The organism is Streptomyces sp. NPDC051217 (genome assembly GCF_044455465.1).
Classification (GTDB): Bacteria; Actinomycetota; Actinomycetes; order Streptomycetales; family Streptomycetaceae; genus Streptomyces.
Map to the genome: position 1 here is coordinate 356,211 of NZ_JBITEV010000004.1, position 15,848 is coordinate 372,058.

The 15,848-nt window shown below is 70.8% G+C and carries 19 protein-coding genes; 16 read left to right on the top strand and 3 right to left on the bottom strand.

The genetic code is table 11. From position 1 onward, the window contains the following. The first annotated feature begins 4 nt into the window (after nucleotides 1-4). Genes sufD through ACIBBB_RS12870 form a run of 6 tightly spaced genes read left to right on the top strand, consistent with a single transcriptional unit; the run spans nucleotide 5 to nucleotide 4,354 of the window. Nucleotides 5-1,183, top strand: coding sequence for a Fe-S cluster assembly protein SufD (gene sufD / locus ACIBBB_RS12845; protein WP_398981073.1), 1,179 nt, complete (start codon nucleotides 5-7; stop codon nucleotides 1,181-1,183). Beyond that, complete coding sequence (locus ACIBBB_RS12850) at nucleotides 1,183-1,500, top strand: bifunctional 3-phenylpropionate/cinnamic acid dioxygenase ferredoxin subunit (protein ID WP_023542533.1); 318 nt, start codon at nucleotides 1,183-1,185, stop codon at nucleotides 1,498-1,500. Before sufD ends, ACIBBB_RS12850 begins: the two co-directional genes overlap by 1 nt. A 7-nt stretch (nucleotides 1,501-1,507) precedes the next feature. Beyond that, the gene (gene sufC, locus ACIBBB_RS12855; RefSeq protein WP_398981075.1) at nucleotides 1,508-2,272 is read left to right on the top strand and encodes a Fe-S cluster assembly ATPase SufC; all 765 of its coding nucleotides are present in this window, start codon (nucleotides 1,508-1,510) and stop codon (nucleotides 2,270-2,272) included. Continuing rightward, on the top strand, nucleotides 2,269-3,543 hold the full coding sequence (locus ACIBBB_RS12860) for a cysteine desulfurase (protein ID WP_398981077.1): 1,275 nt from the start codon (nucleotides 2,269-2,271) through the stop codon (nucleotides 3,541-3,543). Before sufC ends, ACIBBB_RS12860 begins: the two co-directional genes overlap by 4 nt. An 11-nt stretch (nucleotides 3,544-3,554) precedes the next feature. After that, nucleotides 3,555-4,019, top strand: coding sequence for a Fe-S cluster assembly sulfur transfer protein SufU (gene sufU, locus ACIBBB_RS12865; RefSeq protein ID WP_398981079.1), 465 nt, complete (start codon nucleotides 3,555-3,557; stop codon nucleotides 4,017-4,019). Next, nucleotides 4,016-4,354: a metal-sulfur cluster assembly factor gene (locus ACIBBB_RS12870; protein ID WP_189108654.1), complete on the top strand. Its 339-nt coding sequence runs from the start codon at nucleotides 4,016-4,018 to the stop codon at nucleotides 4,352-4,354. Before sufU ends, ACIBBB_RS12870 begins: the two co-directional genes overlap by 4 nt. Before the next feature lie 121 nt (nucleotides 4,355-4,475). Here ACIBBB_RS12870 and ACIBBB_RS12875 read toward each other — a convergent pair whose 3' ends face one another. Continuing rightward, on the bottom strand, nucleotides 4,476-4,718 hold the full coding sequence (locus tag ACIBBB_RS12875) for a hypothetical protein (protein WP_398981081.1): 243 nt from the start codon (nucleotides 4,716-4,718) through the stop codon (nucleotides 4,476-4,478). Between the two features lie 21 nt (nucleotides 4,719-4,739). Here ACIBBB_RS12875 and ACIBBB_RS12880 point away from each other — a divergent pair, with 21 nt between their 5' ends. The 9 genes from ACIBBB_RS12880 (at nucleotide 4,740) to ACIBBB_RS12920 (ending at nucleotide 10,966) form a co-directional block, all read left to right on the top strand. Then, nucleotides 4,740-5,066: a DMT family transporter gene (locus ACIBBB_RS12880; RefSeq protein ID WP_398981083.1), complete on the top strand. Its 327-nt coding sequence runs from the start codon at nucleotides 4,740-4,742 to the stop codon at nucleotides 5,064-5,066. Continuing rightward, complete coding sequence (locus tag ACIBBB_RS12885; RefSeq protein WP_398981085.1) at nucleotides 5,066-5,659, top strand: TetR/AcrR family transcriptional regulator; 594 nt, start codon at nucleotides 5,066-5,068, stop codon at nucleotides 5,657-5,659. The genes ACIBBB_RS12880 and ACIBBB_RS12885 overlap by 1 nt, the downstream gene beginning before the upstream one ends. 4 nt (nucleotides 5,660-5,663) lie before the next feature. Next, nucleotides 5,664-5,921 (top strand): hypothetical protein, encoded by a 258-nt coding sequence (locus ACIBBB_RS12890; RefSeq protein WP_398981088.1) that lies wholly within the window; start codon nucleotides 5,664-5,666, stop codon nucleotides 5,919-5,921. A 137-nt stretch (nucleotides 5,922-6,058) separates the two neighbouring features. Further along, a complete protein-coding gene (locus ACIBBB_RS12895; RefSeq protein WP_398981090.1) occupies nucleotides 6,059-6,670 on the top strand; it encodes an RNA polymerase sigma factor in 612 nt (203 codons plus the stop codon). Continuing rightward, nucleotides 6,663-7,721: a CU044_5270 family protein gene (locus tag ACIBBB_RS12900; protein ID WP_398981092.1), complete on the top strand. Its 1,059-nt coding sequence runs from the start codon at nucleotides 6,663-6,665 to the stop codon at nucleotides 7,719-7,721. Before ACIBBB_RS12895 ends, ACIBBB_RS12900 begins: the two co-directional genes overlap by 8 nt. 159 nt (nucleotides 7,722-7,880) lie before the next feature. Continuing rightward, nucleotides 7,881-8,870, top strand: coding sequence for a 2,3,4,5-tetrahydropyridine-2,6-dicarboxylate N-succinyltransferase (gene dapD, locus ACIBBB_RS12905; protein WP_398981094.1), 990 nt, complete (start codon nucleotides 7,881-7,883; stop codon nucleotides 8,868-8,870). An 85-nt stretch (nucleotides 8,871-8,955) separates the two neighbouring features. Continuing rightward, entirely contained in the window at nucleotides 8,956-9,633 is a 678-nt protein-coding gene (locus ACIBBB_RS12910; RefSeq protein ID WP_398981096.1) for a DUF4232 domain-containing protein, read from the top strand. Nucleotides 9,634-9,646: 13 nt separating this feature from the next. After that, the gene (locus ACIBBB_RS12915) at nucleotides 9,647-10,168 is read left to right on the top strand and encodes an SMI1/KNR4 family protein (RefSeq protein WP_398981099.1); all 522 of its coding nucleotides are present in this window, start codon (nucleotides 9,647-9,649) and stop codon (nucleotides 10,166-10,168) included. 75 nt (nucleotides 10,169-10,243) lie between these two features. Beyond that, on the top strand, nucleotides 10,244-10,966 hold the full coding sequence (locus ACIBBB_RS12920) for an antibiotic biosynthesis monooxygenase (RefSeq protein ID WP_398981101.1): 723 nt from the start codon (nucleotides 10,244-10,246) through the stop codon (nucleotides 10,964-10,966). Between the two features lie 296 nt (nucleotides 10,967-11,262). Here the strand turns inward: ACIBBB_RS12920 and ACIBBB_RS12925 are convergent, their stop codons facing one another. Next, nucleotides 11,263-13,089 (bottom strand): endonuclease/exonuclease/phosphatase family protein, encoded by a 1,827-nt coding sequence (locus ACIBBB_RS12925; RefSeq protein ID WP_398981104.1) that lies wholly within the window; start codon nucleotides 13,087-13,089, stop codon nucleotides 11,263-11,265. A gap of 210 nt (nucleotides 13,090-13,299) precedes the next feature. Here ACIBBB_RS12925 and ACIBBB_RS12930 point away from each other — a divergent pair, with 210 nt between their 5' ends. Continuing rightward, complete coding sequence (locus tag ACIBBB_RS12930; protein WP_398981106.1) at nucleotides 13,300-14,844, top strand: hypothetical protein; 1,545 nt, start codon at nucleotides 13,300-13,302, stop codon at nucleotides 14,842-14,844. Between the two features lie 228 nt (nucleotides 14,845-15,072). On the opposite strand, the gene ACIBBB_RS12935 is transcribed toward ACIBBB_RS12930, so the two are convergent. Further along, nucleotides 15,073-15,840, bottom strand: coding sequence for an SDR family NAD(P)-dependent oxidoreductase (locus ACIBBB_RS12935; protein ID WP_398981108.1), 768 nt, complete (start codon nucleotides 15,838-15,840; stop codon nucleotides 15,073-15,075). Between the last annotated feature and the right edge of the window lie 8 nt (nucleotides 15,841-15,848).

The window sequence follows — 15,848 nt, forward strand, 5'->3', positions numbered from 1 at the left end:
AGCCATGGCTGAGGCTTTGAACATTCCGGTGGGTTCGACCACCACCGGTTCGATCGCGGTGGCCGCCGAGTCGACCGTCGCCACGCGCATGAGTGCGCCGCCGTCCTACGACGTCGCGGACTTCCCCGTTCCGCACGGCCGCGAGGAGGAGTGGCGGTTCACGCCGCTGGAGCGGCTGCGCGGTCTCCAGGACGGTACGGCCGTCGCCGACGGCCTCATCCGTACGGAGGTGTACACCCCCGCCGGTGTCACCCAGGAGACCGTCGGCCGCGACGACCCGCGCGTGGGCAAGGCCGGTGTCCCGGCCGACCGGGTGGCGGCCCAGGCGTACACCTCGTTCGAGAAGGCGTCGGTCGTCTCCGTTCCCAAGGAGACCGTGCTCACCGAGCCGATCAGGATCACCGTGCACGGCCAGGGCGGCACCGCCTTCGTGCACCAGGTGATCGAGCTGGGCGCCTTCGCCGAGGCGGTCGTGGTCATCGACCACACCGGTGACGCGGTGGTCGCCGCGAACGTCGACTTCCTCGTCGGCGACGGAGCCAAGCTGACCGTCGTGTCCGTGCAGGACTGGGACGCCAAGGCCGTCCATGTCGCCCAGCACAACGCGCTGGTCGGCAGGGACGCCTCGTTCAAGTCGATCGTGGTGACCTTCGGCGGCGACGTCGTACGGCTCCACCCGCGCGTGCAGTACGGGGGCCCCGGCGGTGAGGCCGAGCTCTTCGGTCTCTACTTCACCGACAAGGGCCAGCACCAGGAGCACCGGCTCCTGGTCGACCACAACGCCCCGCACTGCAAGTCCAACGCCGTCTACAAGGGTGCGCTGCAGGGCGACGACGCGCACGCCGTCTGGATCGGCGACGTACTCATCCGCGCGCTCGCCGAGGGCACGGACACCTACGAGATGAACCGGAACCTGGTCCTCACGGACGGCGCCCGGGTCGACTCCGTACCGAACCTGGAGATCGAGACCGGCGAGATCGCCGGCGCCGGTCACGCGTCGGCCACCGGCCGGTTCGACGACGAGCAGCTCTTCTACCTGATGTCCCGCGGCATCCCGGAGGTCGACGCCCGCCGCCTCGTCATCCGCGGCTTCTTCGCCGAGCTGGTCCAGCAGATCGAACTGCCGGACGTCGAGGAGCGGCTGCTCGCCAAGATCGAGGCGGAGCTGGAGGCGTCAGTCTGATGGCCTTCGTCCGTGTCTGTGGACTGACCGAGCTGGAGGACGGCACCCCCAAGCGGGTCGAACTCGACGGCATACCGGTCTCCGTCGTCCGTACCGAGGGCGAGGTGTTCGCGATCAACGACATCTGCTCGCACGCGAACGTCTCCCTCTCGGAGGGCGAGGTCGAGGACTGCTCGATCGAGTGCTGGCTGCACGGCTCCAGCTTCGACCTGCGTACGGGCAAGCCGAACGGCCTCCCCGCGACGCGGCCCGTCCCCGTATACCCCGTACAGATCCAAGGGGACGATGTGCTCGTCTCCGTCACCCAGGAGTCCTGAGTCACCCATGGCAACCCTTGAAATCAACGACCTGCACGTCACTGTCAACGCGGAGGGCGGTGCCCGCGAGATCCTCAAGGGCGTCGACCTGACCGTCAAGCAGGGCGAGACGCACGCCATCATGGGCCCCAACGGCTCCGGCAAGTCGACCCTCGCGTACTCCATCGCCGGCCACCCCAAGTACACGATCACCGGTGGCACCGTGACGCTGGACGGCGAGGACGTCCTGGAGATGACGGTCGACGAGCGCGCCCGCGCCGGGCTCTTCCTCGCGATGCAGTACCCGGTCGAGGTCCCCGGCGTCTCGGTCTCCAACTTCCTGCGCACCTCCGCCACCGCCATGCGCGGTGAGGCACCCAAGCTGCGGACGTGGGTGAAGGAGGTCAAGACCGCGATGGAACAGCTTCAGATGGACCCGGCGTTCGCCGAGCGCAACGTCAACGAAGGCTTCTCCGGCGGCGAGAAGAAGCGCCACGAGATCCTTCAGCTCGAACTGCTCAAGCCCAAGGTCGCGATCCTCGACGAGACGGACTCCGGTCTGGACGTCGACGCGCTGCGGGTGGTCTCCGAGGGCGTCAACCGCGTCCGGGAGAGCGGAGAGGTCGGCACGCTGCTGATCACGCATTACACGCGGATCCTCCGCTACATCAAGCCCGACTTCGTGCATGTCTTCGCACAGGGCCGTATCGCCGAGTCCGGCGGCGCGGAGCTGGCCGACAAGCTGGAGAACGAGGGCTACGAGGCATACGTGAAGGGTGGCGTATCCGCGTGACACAGCCGTCAGGCCTCCTCACCGGGTCGGACCGACTGCTCGATGAGGCGCTCCGTAAGGACTTCCCCCTGCTGGACCGGCTGGTCCACGACGGGAAGAAGATCGTGTATCTGGACAACGCGGCGACGTCCCAGAAACCGCGCCAGGTGCTCGATGCCCTCACCGAGTACTACGAGCGGCACAACGCCAACGTGCACCGCGGCGTCCATGTGCTCGCCGAGGAGGCCACGGCCCTGTACGAAGGCGCCCGTGACAAGGTCGCCGCCTTCATCAACGCGCCGAGCCGCGACGAGGTGATCTTCACCAAGAACGCCTCCGAGTCGCTCAACCTCGTGGCGAACATGCTGGGCTGGGCCGACGAGCCCTACCGCGTGGACCACGAGACCGAGATCGTCATCACGGAGATGGAGCACCACTCCAACATCGTGCCGTGGCAGCTGCTCTCGCAGCGCACCGGAGCGAAGCTCAAGTGGTTCGGTCTCACCGACGACGGCCGGCTCGACCTGTCGAACATCAACGAGATCATCACCGAGAAGACGAAGATCGTCTCCTTCGTGCTGATCTCGAACATCCTGGGCACGGTCAACCCCGTCGAGGCGATCGTCCGCCGCGCCCAGGAGGTCGGCGCGCTGGTGCTGATCGACGCCTCGCAGGCGGCCCCGCACGTCGCGGTCGACGTGCAGGCGCTACAGGCCGATTTCGTGGCCTTCACCGGCCACAAGATGTGCGGCCCGACCGGTATCGGCGTCCTGTGGGGCCGCCAGGAGCTGCTGGAGGACCTTCCGCCGTTCCTCGGCGGCGGCGAGATGATCGAGACCGTGTCGATGCACTCCTCCACGTACGCCCCGGCCCCGCACAAGTTCGAGGCGGGTACGCCCCCGGTCGCCCAGGCCGTCGGCCTCGGCGCGGCCGTGGACTATCTGACCGCGATCGGCATGGACAAGATCGCCGCGCACGAGCACGCCATCACCGAGTACGCGGTGAAGCGGCTGCTCGAAGTCCCCGACCTGAGGATCATCGGCCCGTCCACGGCCGAGGAGCGCGGCGCCACGATCTCCTTCACACTCGGAGACATCCACCCCCACGACGTGGGTCAGGTGCTCGACGAGCAGGGCATCGCGGTCCGGGTCGGTCACCACTGCGCACGGCCGGTCTGCCTGCGGTACGGAATTCCGGCGACCACGCGGGCGTCTTTCTATCTGTACTCCACGCAGTCCGAGGTCGATGTCCTGGTCGACGGGCTGGAGCACGTCCGTAATTTCTTCGGATGAGGGACTGACCGGTGAAGCTGGATTCCATGTACCAGGAAGTCATCCTGGATCACTACAAGCACCCCCACGGGCGCGGTCTTCGCGACGGCGACGCGGAGGTGCACCACGTCAATCCGACGTGCGGTGACGAGATCACGCTCCGCGTGAAGTACGACGGTTCGCGCATCGAGGACGTGTCGTACGAAGGGCAGGGCTGCTCCATCAGCCAGGCCAGCGCGTCCGTCCTGAACGATCTGCTGGTCGGCAGGGAACTGGACGACGCGCGGAAGATCCAGAGCACGTTCCTGGAACTGATGCAGTCCAAGGGCCGGCTCGAACCCGACGACGCGATGGAGGAGGTGCTGGAGGACGCCGTGGCGTTCGCCGGTGTCTCCAAGTACCCCGCCCGTGTGAAGTGCGCGCTGCTGAGCTGGATGGCGTGGAAGGACGCGACGGCCCAGGCACTGGGCGACCCCGCGCATAAGGAGACGGCATGAGCGAGAACGAGACCGTGATGATGAAGCCGGCCTCCGAGGAGGAGGTCCGCGAGGCGCTGTACGACGTCGTCGACCCGGAGCTGGGGATCGACGTCGTCAATCTGGGCCTCATCTACGGCGTCCACATCGACGAGTCGAATGTCGCCACCCTCGACATGACGCTGACGTCGGCGGCCTGTCCGCTGACGGACGTGATCGAGGACCAGGCGAAGTCGGCGACCGAGGGCATCGTCAGTGAGCTGAAGATCAACTGGGTCTGGATGCCGCCGTGGGGGCCCGACAAGATCACGGACGACGGGCGCGAGCAACTGCGCGCGCTGGGCTTCAACGTCTGACATCGCAAGGCGGGAACGGGCTCGGATACGGATACGGATACGGGTTCGGGCCCGCGTACGGGCTCGGGTGAGCGGGCTCCGCGGTCCTCAGTGACCGTGGGGCCCGCTCTTCCGTGTGGGGTCAGGTATGAGGGGGAGCCGGGCGGCGCGGCCGGTGCCGCTTGTGCGGCCGCTGCTGGAGCACCATGCCCGCGATCGACGCGATCACGAAGGCCGGCAGTGAGATGCCGCAGACCCGCCACCAGGAGCCGCGCACCAGCTCGACCGAGCGGTGCAGCGCGTCGACGGGTCCCCGCGACTCGATCACCACCGCCGCTGGTGCGGCGGCCGGGAATCCGCCGCTCTTGTGTACGGAAGTACGCATCCGATGCGTACACTCGTACACATGGCCCTGGGATACGGATTGCTCGCCATCGCGATCGTGGCGGAGGTGGCCGGCACGACGGCCATGAAGTACAGCGAGGGCTTCACCCGGCTCTGGCCCTCGCTGGGAGCCGTGGCCGGTTACGTGCTGGCGTTCGCCCTGCTCGCCCAGACGCTCAAGACCCTCTCCGTCGGCACCGCGTACGCGATCTGGGCCGGTGTCGGGACGGCAGCCGTCGCCGCCATCGGCATGGTCTTCCTGAGCGAGGCGGCCACCCCGGCCAAACTCGCCGGCATCGTGCTCGTCATCGCCGGTGTCGTCCTCCTCAATCTGGGCGGGGCGCACTGATGGCGCGGCGTTACGACCCCGAGCGGCGACAGCGCATCATCGACGCGGCGATCCGGGTGACCGGGCGCGCCGGGATCGCCGGGCTGAGCCATCGCACCGTCGCCGCCGAGGCCGATGTGCCGCTCGGCTCCACGACGTACCACTTCGCCTCCCTGGACGAGCTGTTGGTCGCCGCGCTGCGACAGGCCAACGAGGGCTTCGCCGCCGTCGTCAGGGAGAGCGGCGCCCTCGCCCGGCCCGACTGCGACATCGCGGACGAGCTGGCCCGGATCACCGGGCGGTGGCTGGCGGCGGACCCCACCGGCGTGGAACTGGAGTACGAGCTGTACCTCGCCGCCCTGCGCCGCCCCGCGCTGCGGCCGGTGGCGGCCGAGTGGTGCGACGGGATCACGGAGATCCTGGCCGACCGGGTCGACCCCGTCACCGCCCGCGCGCTGGTGGCGCTGCTCGACGGCGTCTGCCTTCAAGTACTGCTCACCGGACGGGAGTACGACGCCGGATACACGCGCGAGATGCTGGGCCGGATCCTCGCCGGGGCCTCGGCAGCCGGTGGCGGGGTCTCGGCGAAGCACGGCGCGCTCCCGGTAGATTGACCGGATGACCAATCCGCCCGCCAAATCCGTGCCGGAGCGCGCGCCGGATCCCGGCCCGGAACCCGCGGCCGTCATAGGCCCCGAGATCACGTACGCCGAGTGCCGCCAGTGCGGCACGCTCATCGCCGGGCTCGACGGCCGCTACAGCTGCGGGGTCTGCGGCTGGGTGAACCACCACTCCGAGGGACACCGGCTGCTGCCGCGCCCCGAGGACGACACGGGGCGCGCCGCGGGCGACACGGACGACAACCGGCTCGGCTGAACCTCCCCGGCCGAATCTCCCCGGCCTGACCGCCGCGGACCCGGCGCCGGGTCCGCGGCGTACCGCGTGAACCCGTACCGGCGCATCGGGAAACAGGTGGTGGAAGCACACCTGGACACGCCGCATACGGAGGGCCCGTGACCGGAGGACCACCGGACGACCAAGAGGATGACGACGCAGCCGTCATCGATCAGTCCCTGGAGCGCCCGGAGGTCTTCGCGCTCCTCTACGACCGGCACGCCGCCGACATCCACCGCTACGCCGCCCGCCGGCTCGGCGACGGCGCGGCCGACGACATCACCGCCGACACCTTCCTGACGGCGTTCCGTCTCCGCGCGCGCTTCGACACCACGCGCGAGAGCGCACGCCCCTGGCTCTACGGCATCGCCGCCAACCTGATCGGCAAGCAGCGCCGTAAGGAGGTACGGGGGCTGCGCGCCCTCGCGCGTACGGGACGCGATCCCGTGGCCGAGTCGTGGGTGGAGCAGGCCGACAGCCGTGTCACCGCCGAGTCGGCGCAGGCGGCGCTCGCCGAGGCCGTCGCCGATCTGTCCGGCAGGGACCGGCACGTCCTGCTGCTCGTCGCCTGGGCGGACTTCAGCTACCAGGAAGTGGCCGACGCGCTCTCCATACCGATCGGCACGGTCCGGTCGCGGCTCAACAGGGCCCGGCGCAAGGTACGTACGGCGCTGGGCGACGCCGACCCCACCCGAGTGACAGACGTTGCGGAGGCGACGATCCGTGGATGAGACGACATTCGTACGTGAACTGCGGGCCGACGCACCGCTACCCGACCGGGCCAGGCTGGCACCGGGCAGGCAGAAGCTCCTCGACTCGGCGGCGTCCGGCGGCCGGATCCGGGGGCTGCGCTCCGACTGGCGTACGGCGGCGGTCGGCGCCGTGGTGGCGATCACCGCGGCCGCCCTCACGGCGACGCTGCTGGTGGGCGACGGCGGCCGGGACGAGGCGCCCGCGACACTGCTGAGCGGGGCGGGCGAGGTCGGCAGCGCCAAGGACGTGCTGCTGGACGCCGCCGCGATGGTCGAGGACGACCCGGTACCGAGCCCCGGCCCCAAGCAGTGGATCTACACGCGGGAGAGCAGCTACAACGCGTCCTTCGGGAAGAACTCCGGCCTCATGGTCACGCTCTCACCCGGTGAGAAGCCGCCTCCGGGGGCGTCGGTGAAGAATGTGCCGGGTATCGGGAAGGCCGTGATGCAGGCGGGCCCGGGGCCGCACGAGAGGGAGGAGTGGATCCCCTTCGGCAACCCGGCGGCGGAGAAGGGGAAGAACGACGACGACCACTCGGCCCGCCAGATCTTCGACTTCCTCGCCGCACTGCCCGACGACCGGAGCGAGGTGCTGGACAAGGTCCTCAGGTTCTACCCGGCCGACTCCGCAGCCCCGGAGACGCCCGAGGAGCACGCGTTCCGGGCGCTCGGGCTGATGTTCACCGAGCAGCCGATCGTCCATCCCAAGGGCCTGGCGAAGGTCTACCGCGCGATGGCGGAGATCCCCGGCATGGAGGCGAGCCGGGTCACGGACGTCGCGGGCCGCGAGACCGTCGCCATCGGCCGGAAGGATTCCGGAGGCCCCGACGCCGACATCCGGATGTATCTGCTGGATCCGGTGACAGGTCTGCCGGTCGGCCGGCAGTGGCTGGCGGGGAAGGACAGCCGGACCGCCGACCAGGCGAAGGCCGTGCGCGAGCGGGACGCCGTCTGGAACAAGGGCGACGTCTTCATGGCGGACCTGGTGCTGGATTCGGCACTCGTCGCCAAGGACCACGAGCGCCCCTGAACCACGGGCCGGCACGCGCGGCTCCGGGGCCGCGGTTCCGCCCAGGCGCCGAGGGGGTCACCGGCCCGGCCGACGCCTGGGCTTCGTCCGGACGGGGCCAGGTGCCCGTACGCCGAGACCGGTTGGCCTCCGCGTACGGGCGCCCGTTAGGTTTCGCTCATGACCGACACGACTGCTACTCGCACCACCGGCGCCGTCGCCGCCGGGCTCGCCACTCTTACCGAGGACGGGACCGTCCTCGACACCTGGTACCCCGCCCCCGTGCTCAGCGACGAGCCGGGCCCCGCCGGGACCGAGCGGCTGACCGCCGACCGTGCGGCCCAACTGCTCGGCGACGCCGCCCGGAAGGCCGTCGGGCCCGACGCGCGCCGTGGGGTCGAGGTCGTCGCCGTCCGTACGGTCATCGCCTCGCTCGACGACAAGCCCCTCGACGCGCACGACGTGTACCTGCGTCTGCACCTGCTCAGCCACCGTCTGGTCAAGCCGCACGGCCAGAGCCTCGACGGCATCTTCGGTCTGCTCGCCAACGTCGCCTGGACCTCGCTCGGCCCGGTCGCGGTCGACGCGCTGGAGACGGTGCGTCTGAACGCCCGTGCGGAGGGCCTGCACCTCCAGGTCGGCTCGGTCGACAAGTTCCCGCGTATGACGGACTACGTCGCCCCCAAGGGCGTGCGTATCGGCGACGCCGACCGCGTCCGTCTCGGCGCGCACCTCGCCGAGGGCACCACCGTCATGCACGAGGGCTTCGTCAACTTCAACGCGGGCACTCTCGGCGTCTCCATGGTCGAGGGCCGGATCTCCGCGGGCGTCGTCGTCGGCGACGGCTCGGACATCGGCGGCGGGGCCTCCACCATGGGCACCCTCTCCGGCGGTGGCACGGAGCGCATCGTGATCGGCGAGCGCTGCCTCATCGGCGCGGAGGCGGGCGTCGGTATTCCTCTGGGCGACGAGTGCGTGGTCGAGGCGGGCCTCTACCTCACCGCCGGTACGCGTGTGACGCTGCCGGACGGGGAGATCGTCAAGGCGCGTGCGCTGTCCGGCGCTTCGAACATCCTCTTCCGTCGCAACTCGGTCACCGGCAAGGTCGAGGCCCGCCCGAACAACGCGGTCTGGGGCGGCCTGAACGACGTTCTGCACAGCCACAACTGACGGCACGCCGGCGGCGCGTACGACAGTCGCGTACGCGCCCGCGTACGCGCCCGCGTGCGCGCACATCACGGGGGACGGGGAACCGATGACGAGGCGACACCGCCCGGCCGCGCTGCTGGCCGGGGCGTTCGTCCTGCTGCTGACGGTGGCGGGCTGTTCGGACGTGATGAGCGAGATCGAGGCGGAGAAGGGCGGTGGCCCCGCCCCGGCCACACCGAGCCGGCCCACGCCCTCGTCGGTCGCCCCACGGCCCTCCATCGAGCCCTACCCGCCGCCGACCGCGTCCGCCCCGGCGTCCCCGTCCGCCGGGGCGAACGCGCCCGGGTGCCCGCCGTCGGGCCTCGACGTCGTGATCGGCGGCGAGGACGCCGCCATGGGCCACCGCGTGGTCACCGTCCAGCTCTGGAACTGCGGCGACGAGCCCTACCGCGTCAAGGGCTACCCGGGCGTCGAACTCCTCGACGAGGCCCGCGAACCGGTCGACGTCAAGGTCACTCATGAGAGTGATTACACCTACACCGGCAGGCGCGACGACCGACCCCGGCAGCTGACCCTGGCCCCGGGCGGCCTCGCGAGCGCGGTGCTGCACTGGAACAACCGCGTCACTGCCCTGGACGGCGCCCCCACCCCCGGCGCCCACATCCTTGTCACGCCCGCCCCCGGCGAGAAGCCCGTCTCCCTGCCGCTCCCCATCGATCTCGGCACGGACGGCACCCTGGACGTGACCTCGTGGGCGGCGGTCGATCCTGTCGGTGGTCGGTGATCCAATGGGACGTATGGACACCGAACGTGCCGATCCCTCCGACCTCGACGCGCTGCGCGCCGCCTTCCCGCCCGAGCTCCGCAGACCCCCGCTGGGCTGGGACGCCGTCCACGACTTCGAGCGGGAGCAGGGCATCGTGCTCCCGGAGCCGTACCGCACGCTCGTCGCCGAGGTATGCGACGGCAGCGGTGAGGGTCCCGCCGATGTCGACGGGCTGATACCGCTGAAGTGCCTCCCCGCGGACTGGGGTTCGGGGGGCGCGCAGCGCGCGCCCGCGAAGGCTTTCCCGCTCACCGGGGCATGGGTGTGGGAGGACGACCCCCGGCCGTACGAGGAGATAGAGCCGCTGATCGACGACGTCAGCAACGACGGCAGCATCGTGCTGGGCACCGACGGCTGCGGGCTGTACTGGCACCTTGTCGTCACCGGCACGCAGCGCGGCCGAATATGGGCCGTCAGCGACGTGGGCGCCGCGCCTTTCGGCAAGGAGCCCGGCTTCGCCGAGTGGGTGGCGCACTGGGCGGAAAGCTTCTGATCTCAAGACCGGTTCATAGGTGAGCAGCGTGACCGTCGCCGCACCACGGGCATGCGGCGAACGAGAAGGAGCATCATGTCCGTGCGGATCACCACCCTCCCCGAGATCACCCGTCCCGGTGTGGGGGTGGTCAAGGTCGGCACCTGGCTGGTCGACAAGCCCGAGCGGCAGCGGGCGACGGTGAACGCGATCGGCGAGGTGGGGCCGAGCCAGGAGTGGCCCGACCCTCGTCTCCTGTCGTGGAGTCTCATGGTCGGTGAGGACGGCCGGAGCCTGCTGCACTACTCGCAGTGGCGCGACGAGGCGGGGTATCAGGACTTCTTCCGTACGGGGCGGGACGCCTACGAGGCGGAGATCGACGCGGCAGTGCCGGAGATCGAGCGGGCCGGGCCCGGTTCGTACGAGCTGTACCGCAGCGAGACGGCGGCCGAGGGCGACACGCGCGAGCCCGGCTGCGTGGTGATCGTGGACATCGAGTTCGAGGGACCCGACCGCGGACGCCAGCGGGAGTGGACGGACACCGTCGTCGCGGCCCTCGACAACGACGCGCACCTGGGGCCGGCCGCGATCTCCGCGCACTTCCATGTGAGCACGGACGGCACGCGGGTGCTCAACTACGCCGAGTGGGAGAGCGCGGCGGGACATATCGCCGCGCTCAACTCGCCCGGCGAGGGCATCGGTTCGGCCACGGAGCTGTGGGAGCAGGTGCGGAACTTCCCGGGCCGCGTGAGCAGCACGGTCAACAGGTACACACCCGCGATCACCCTCAGCCCCGGCCCGGACGACCAGCTCCGCTAGGCCCTGTCCGGCGGATCTTCGCGGGCCCGGGACCCCTGGTACGGCACCTCGCTTCGTTGTCGGCTCGTCCAAGTACGTCCAGTACGGGCACGATCCTCCGCCTTGCGATGCACCGCACCAGACGTCCCGGGCTCATCCACGAAGATCCGCCGGACAGGACCCAGGCCCTGTCCGGCGGGTCAGGCCGGATCATCCGGGCTCCCGCGACGGACGCCCGGCGCGGGCCGGGGAAGCGGTGGTCCGGCCGTATGTGGGGTACGGCCGGGCCACCGCCGTTCAGGGAGCGATGGGCCCGGTCAGGGGCGGAAGCGCAGCACCTGCGGGTCGTGGTCGCTGTTCTGGTCGGCGAACTCGGCGTTGATGTGGACGCTGTCGTAGTCGAAGTCGTCGATCGACGGGCTGGTCAGGATCTGGTCGAGAACCTGGCTGTTGCCCTGGTAGACGTACGAGTAACGCTCCGGCGCCGGCAGGGACTTGACCGCCGGGTACAGCGCGCCGCCGGCGGCGAGCGCCTTCGTCGTGGCGGAGAACTCGAAGTCGTTGATGTCGCCGACGACCAGGACGTCGGCGCCAGGCTGGATCTTCTGGAGGTCCTTCACGAACGTGTTGACGGCCTTCGCCTGGAGGTGCCGCTGCGGCTCGGAGATCCGGTTCGGCGGCTGGTGGTGCGAGACCAGGCTCTCGTCGCCGCCCTTGGAGCCGAAGTGGTTGGCGATCACGATGACCGGCTTGCCGCGGAAGGTGAACTCACCGGCCAGCGGCTTGCGGCTGTTCTCCCAGGCCGCGTTGGCCGGGTCGATCCGTCCGGGGGAGAGGCTCAGGGCGGCCTTGCCACCTTCGCGTACGGCCTCGGTCGCCGTCGTGGCGTCGCCGCCCGCGCGGTCGGTGAAGGAGACCCGCTCGGGGTTGAAGAGGAAGACCTGGCGGATGTTGCCGCCGGGCTCGCCGCCGTCGGTCTTGTTCTCGGGGTCGACGGTCCGCGCCTCGTACGCGGGACCGCCGGCCGCCACGATCGCCGCCGTGAACTTGGCGATCGTCCGGTCCGCGGAGACGGTGCCGTCGTCCGTGGCGCCGTTGTCGTCCTGGATCTCCTCCAGCGCCAGGATGTCCGGCGCCGAGAGGTTGCCGACGACCGCGGCGGCCAGCGCGTCGAACTTCTCCTGCGGGTCGGACGGGTCGAGGTTCTCGACGTTGTACGTCGCCACCGCCAGCTCGTCGCGGCGCTGCGCACGCGTCCTCTCGGGCTCCGCACCGTTGCCGGTGACCTTGCCGAGCGTGCGGGCGGTCAGCGTGTAGCCGCCGAACTGGTTGAAGTCCAGGGGGCCTTCGGTGTCGCCCGACAGCACGTCGCCGACGTCGGCCTTCGGGAACGGCTGCTCGGCGATCGGGGCCAGCTGCTGGATCTGGAGCCGGCCGGTGTTCTGGTCCTCGTACGAGCTGTAGAGCGTGCCGCCGCGGCGGGTCTCGTTCTCGCTCGGCTTGACCGTCACCCACAGCTCCGAGTACGGGTCGGTGGCGCCGACCACGCGCGAGGTGCCGACGCGGACGTTCATGCCCTCCAACGACTCGTAGTAGTCCAGCGCGTAGCTGCGGGGCTTGAGCTGAAGGCCGTTGATGCTGTTGCCCGTCGCGGCGGTGCCCTGCGGCGCGTACGCGGCCGGGACGGTCTTGGCCGAGATGGTCTCCGGCGCGGGGACCTTGTTGCCGGAGGAGACGACCGTGGTCTTCGGCGACGAGATCTGGGTGAGGGACTGGTTCCCGGAGGCGGCGCCGCCGGGGATGTACTCGGTGACCGTGCCGGACACCTTGATCGAGTCGCCCACGGCGACCGTCGGGACCGCGCTGGTGAAGACGAAGATGCCCTCGCTGGTCGCCCGGTCCTTGTCGGGGTTCGGGTCCTGGAACCAGAAGCCCCGGGAGCCGTAGGTCCGTACACCGGTCACGATGCCGGGCACGTCCGCCACCGGGGTACCCACGAGCGGCGATATCCGGCCAGGGCCCTGGATGCCGTGGATCCTGATCTCGGCGGCCGAGGCCGAGGAGGATCCGGCGAGCAGACCGGCGGCCAGTGCGGCGGCGACGAGGGCCGAAACGGCGGCGGTTCTCGGTACGGAGGAAGGCATTACGGGACTCCGGAAGTGAGGAAGGAAGGAGTGTGGGAGGCGGAGTTGGAGACGTAGTTCTACGCGCGTCACACTCTTGTGCGGGCCCATATGTTGTCAAGGGTGCGCGGGTGTACACGCGTTGTCGGCCAAGTGAACCGGGTGGGATGGGGTGAAATACGTCTACGCTTGGCCGCCCTGGACCCCGTAAGGCGCAAGGAGAATCACCAGATGTCGGGAGACCGCCCCACCCTGCCGCCGGTGCGGCTGCCCTCGGACGCGGAGCTGGCGCGGGACGCGCTCGCGGTACCGCTGCTCGCCCGGGCGGTGCGCCTCGCCCGCTGGGCCGGGCCGGAGACGCGCGTCGGCGCGGGCGGTGAACTCGTCGAGGAGCAACTGCCCGCGGCGGCCCAGGCGCTGGGGTTCGTCGGGACCGAGAGCCCCGAACCGACGGAGAGCGACGAGGCGCTGGCAGCGCGGGCGCGGGCGGAGGCGGAGGCCGACGCGAGCGAGGCGTGGCGGGTGGCCGTCGACACCGGGCTGGTCGAGGTCGAGGACCCCGGCCGGGACGAGGAGACGGACGGAGGCGGAGGCGGGGGCGGGGACTCCGGGGCCGACGGGACCGTGAGCGCCGGGGCCGCGCTCGAACTGATCGCGTCCGGCGGCCCGCAGGACATCCTCTCCCTCTGGCTGGACGCCCTGGACGTCGTCTTCGCCGACGCGACGGCGCCCGTGCTGGAGGATCTGGCCGGTGCGATCGGTGACGACGGTGAGATCGACCTCGACGCGCTGGACTGGGACCCGGAGGTGGAGGCCGAGTTCCTGGAGGGCGTGCTCGGCAATCTCTATCTGCTCACCGTCGGCGAGGGCGGGACGGACCCCGTCCCCGTACCGCTGCCGGTTCTCGCCGCGTCGATGATCGTGCCGGACGACATGGGCGAGCCCACCGACGACGTCCTTGAGCAGGTGTCGGAGGCGATGATGCGGCTGGACGACCAGTTCGCGCTGCTGGAGCCGATCGGGCTCGTCACCTACGTACCCGTGGACGAGGCCCTGATGGTCGAGGACGCCGAAGGCGGCTCCGACGCCATGCCGTCCGGCGACGACGAGGACGTGTCCCGGTACGGCGTGGTCACGCTGACCCCGCTCGGGCTGCACGGGATCAGGTCCCGGATGCGGGACGCGGGCGTCGAGGCGCCCGCCGTCGGCGACCTGGCCGACAAGGGCGCCGACGCGCTGCTCGACGGCGTCGCGCACTTCCCCGAACCGGCGGCCCGCGCCGAGACCGAACAGTGGCTGGCCCGCCGCGAACCCGCCGGGGCGGCGCGCGAACTCCTCCTCGCCGCCAAGGGAACCGACCCCGGCGCCCCGCTGCGCCGGCTGCACTGCCAGCAGGCGCTCGCGCTCGTCGGCGCCGAGGCGGAGCCCGCGGTGCGCGAGGTCCTGGACGACACGGAGCTGGGCGGGCTCGCCCGCGTCTGGCTCGCCGAACTGGGGGCCGCCGACGTGCCGCCGCCGCCCGAGTCGATGATCTTCTGGCTGGCGATCGACACGATCGCCGCCCAACTCGACGCGGAGGATGAGCCGGTGGAGCTCCAGGAGCTGGTGGAGGGCCTGGTCGGCCAGCACAGCGGCTTCTTCGACGCGGCGTGGCGGGTGGACCACCCGGCGACGGCGGACGTGCTGGAGGCGATGGGCCGGCTGCACCAGGACCGCAAGGCGGCGAAGGACGCCCGCAAGGCGGCGTTCAAGGCGCGCTCGCGCAACGGGGGTTGAGAGCGGGCGGGGGAGCGCTCCGCGCCCCCGTGGGCGGGGTCCCGCCCATCGGGGTCATCGCGCTCCCGGCGGGCGGTGCTCAGCAGGTCTCCTGGCGGCTCGCCGCCGCCGGCGTCACCCGTGCGACGACGCTCGTCCCCAAGCCCGGCTGCCCCCGAGAACGCCTTCTCCGCGCCCGTCCGAGCCGGTGACTCCCCTCCCTCAAGTCCGCAGGTAAGACGCGCCTCCTCAAGTCCGCAGGTACGACGCGCCGTTGAGGTCCAGTACGGTCCCCGACGACCACTCCGCCTCCGGCGAGGCCAGCCACCGGACGGCCGCTGCGATCTCCTCCGGGCTCGCCACCCGGCCGAAGGGGCTCTGCGCCCGGATCGCCTCGCCCTCCGCCCCCGTCAGCCGGTCGGCCACCCGTTCCGTTTCGAAGAAGCCCGGTGCGACGGAGGCGACGCCGATGCCGTACGGCGCGAGCGACACCGCGAGTGACTGGCCCAGCGCGTGCACCGCCGCCTTCGTGGCGCCGTACGCGGGATGATCGGGCTCGCCCCGGAACGCGCCGCGTGAACCGATGTTGACGATCCGGCCGCCCGTGCCCCGGTCGATCATGGACCGTGCGGCGCGATGGCTGAGCAGCGCCGTACCGAGCAGGTTCACCGACAGATGGCGCTGCCAACTAGCCGCCCAGTCCTCGTACGAGGTGGTGGGGAGCGGATGACGCTCGTTGACCGCCGCGTTGTTCACGAGCACGTCGATGCCGCCCAGCGCCTCGTGCGCCGCGTCGGCGATCAGTGCCGCGCCCTCGGGGTCCGACAGGTCGCCGCCCAGGAGCGTGTGGCCCGTGCCGTCGAGGGAGTCCAGGGTGCGGCGCGCGTCGTCCTCACGGGTGCCGTAGTGGACGGCGACGCGGTCGCCGTTGGCGGCGAAGGCGCGGGAGACGGCGCGGCCGAGCCCTCGTGAGGCACCGGTGACCAGGACCCGGCGGCCGGTCTGGGGGAAGTTCATGAAGCGGC

Excerpts from the sequence above, each read along its gene's own strand:
- sufD (WP_398981073.1), top strand. The coding sequence starts at position 5 with ATGGCTGAGGCTTTGAACATTCCGGTGGGTTCGACCACCACCGGTTCG.
- ACIBBB_RS12850 (WP_023542533.1), top strand. The coding sequence starts at position 1,183 with ATGGCCTTCGTCCGTGTCTGTGGACTGACCGAGCTGGAGGACGGCACC.
- sufC (WP_398981075.1), top strand. The coding sequence starts at position 1,508 with ATGGCAACCCTTGAAATCAACGACCTGCACGTCACTGTCAACGCGGAG.
- ACIBBB_RS12870 (WP_189108654.1), top strand. The coding sequence starts at position 4,016 with ATGAGCGAGAACGAGACCGTGATGATGAAGCCGGCCTCCGAGGAGGAG.
- ACIBBB_RS12875 (WP_398981081.1), bottom strand. The coding sequence starts at position 4,718 with ATGCGTACTTCCGTACACAAGAGCGGCGGATTCCCGGCCGCCGCACCA.
- ACIBBB_RS12880 (WP_398981083.1), top strand. The coding sequence starts at position 4,740 with ATGGCCCTGGGATACGGATTGCTCGCCATCGCGATCGTGGCGGAGGTG.
- ACIBBB_RS12885 (WP_398981085.1), top strand. The coding sequence starts at position 5,066 with ATGGCGCGGCGTTACGACCCCGAGCGGCGACAGCGCATCATCGACGCG.
- ACIBBB_RS12890 (WP_398981088.1), top strand. The coding sequence starts at position 5,664 with ATGACCAATCCGCCCGCCAAATCCGTGCCGGAGCGCGCGCCGGATCCC.
- dapD (WP_398981094.1), top strand. The coding sequence starts at position 7,881 with ATGACCGACACGACTGCTACTCGCACCACCGGCGCCGTCGCCGCCGGG.
- ACIBBB_RS12910 (WP_398981096.1), top strand. The coding sequence starts at position 8,956 with ATGACGAGGCGACACCGCCCGGCCGCGCTGCTGGCCGGGGCGTTCGTC.
- ACIBBB_RS12915 (WP_398981099.1), top strand. The coding sequence starts at position 9,647 with ATGGACACCGAACGTGCCGATCCCTCCGACCTCGACGCGCTGCGCGCC.
- ACIBBB_RS12920 (WP_398981101.1), top strand. The coding sequence starts at position 10,244 with ATGTCCGTGCGGATCACCACCCTCCCCGAGATCACCCGTCCCGGTGTG.
- ACIBBB_RS12925 (WP_398981104.1), bottom strand. The coding sequence starts at position 13,089 with ATGCCTTCCTCCGTACCGAGAACCGCCGCCGTTTCGGCCCTCGTCGCC.
- ACIBBB_RS12930 (WP_398981106.1), top strand. The coding sequence starts at position 13,300 with ATGTCGGGAGACCGCCCCACCCTGCCGCCGGTGCGGCTGCCCTCGGAC.
- ACIBBB_RS12935 (WP_398981108.1), bottom strand. The coding sequence starts at position 15,840 with ATGAACTTCCCCCAGACCGGCCGCCGGGTCCTGGTCACCGGTGCCTCA.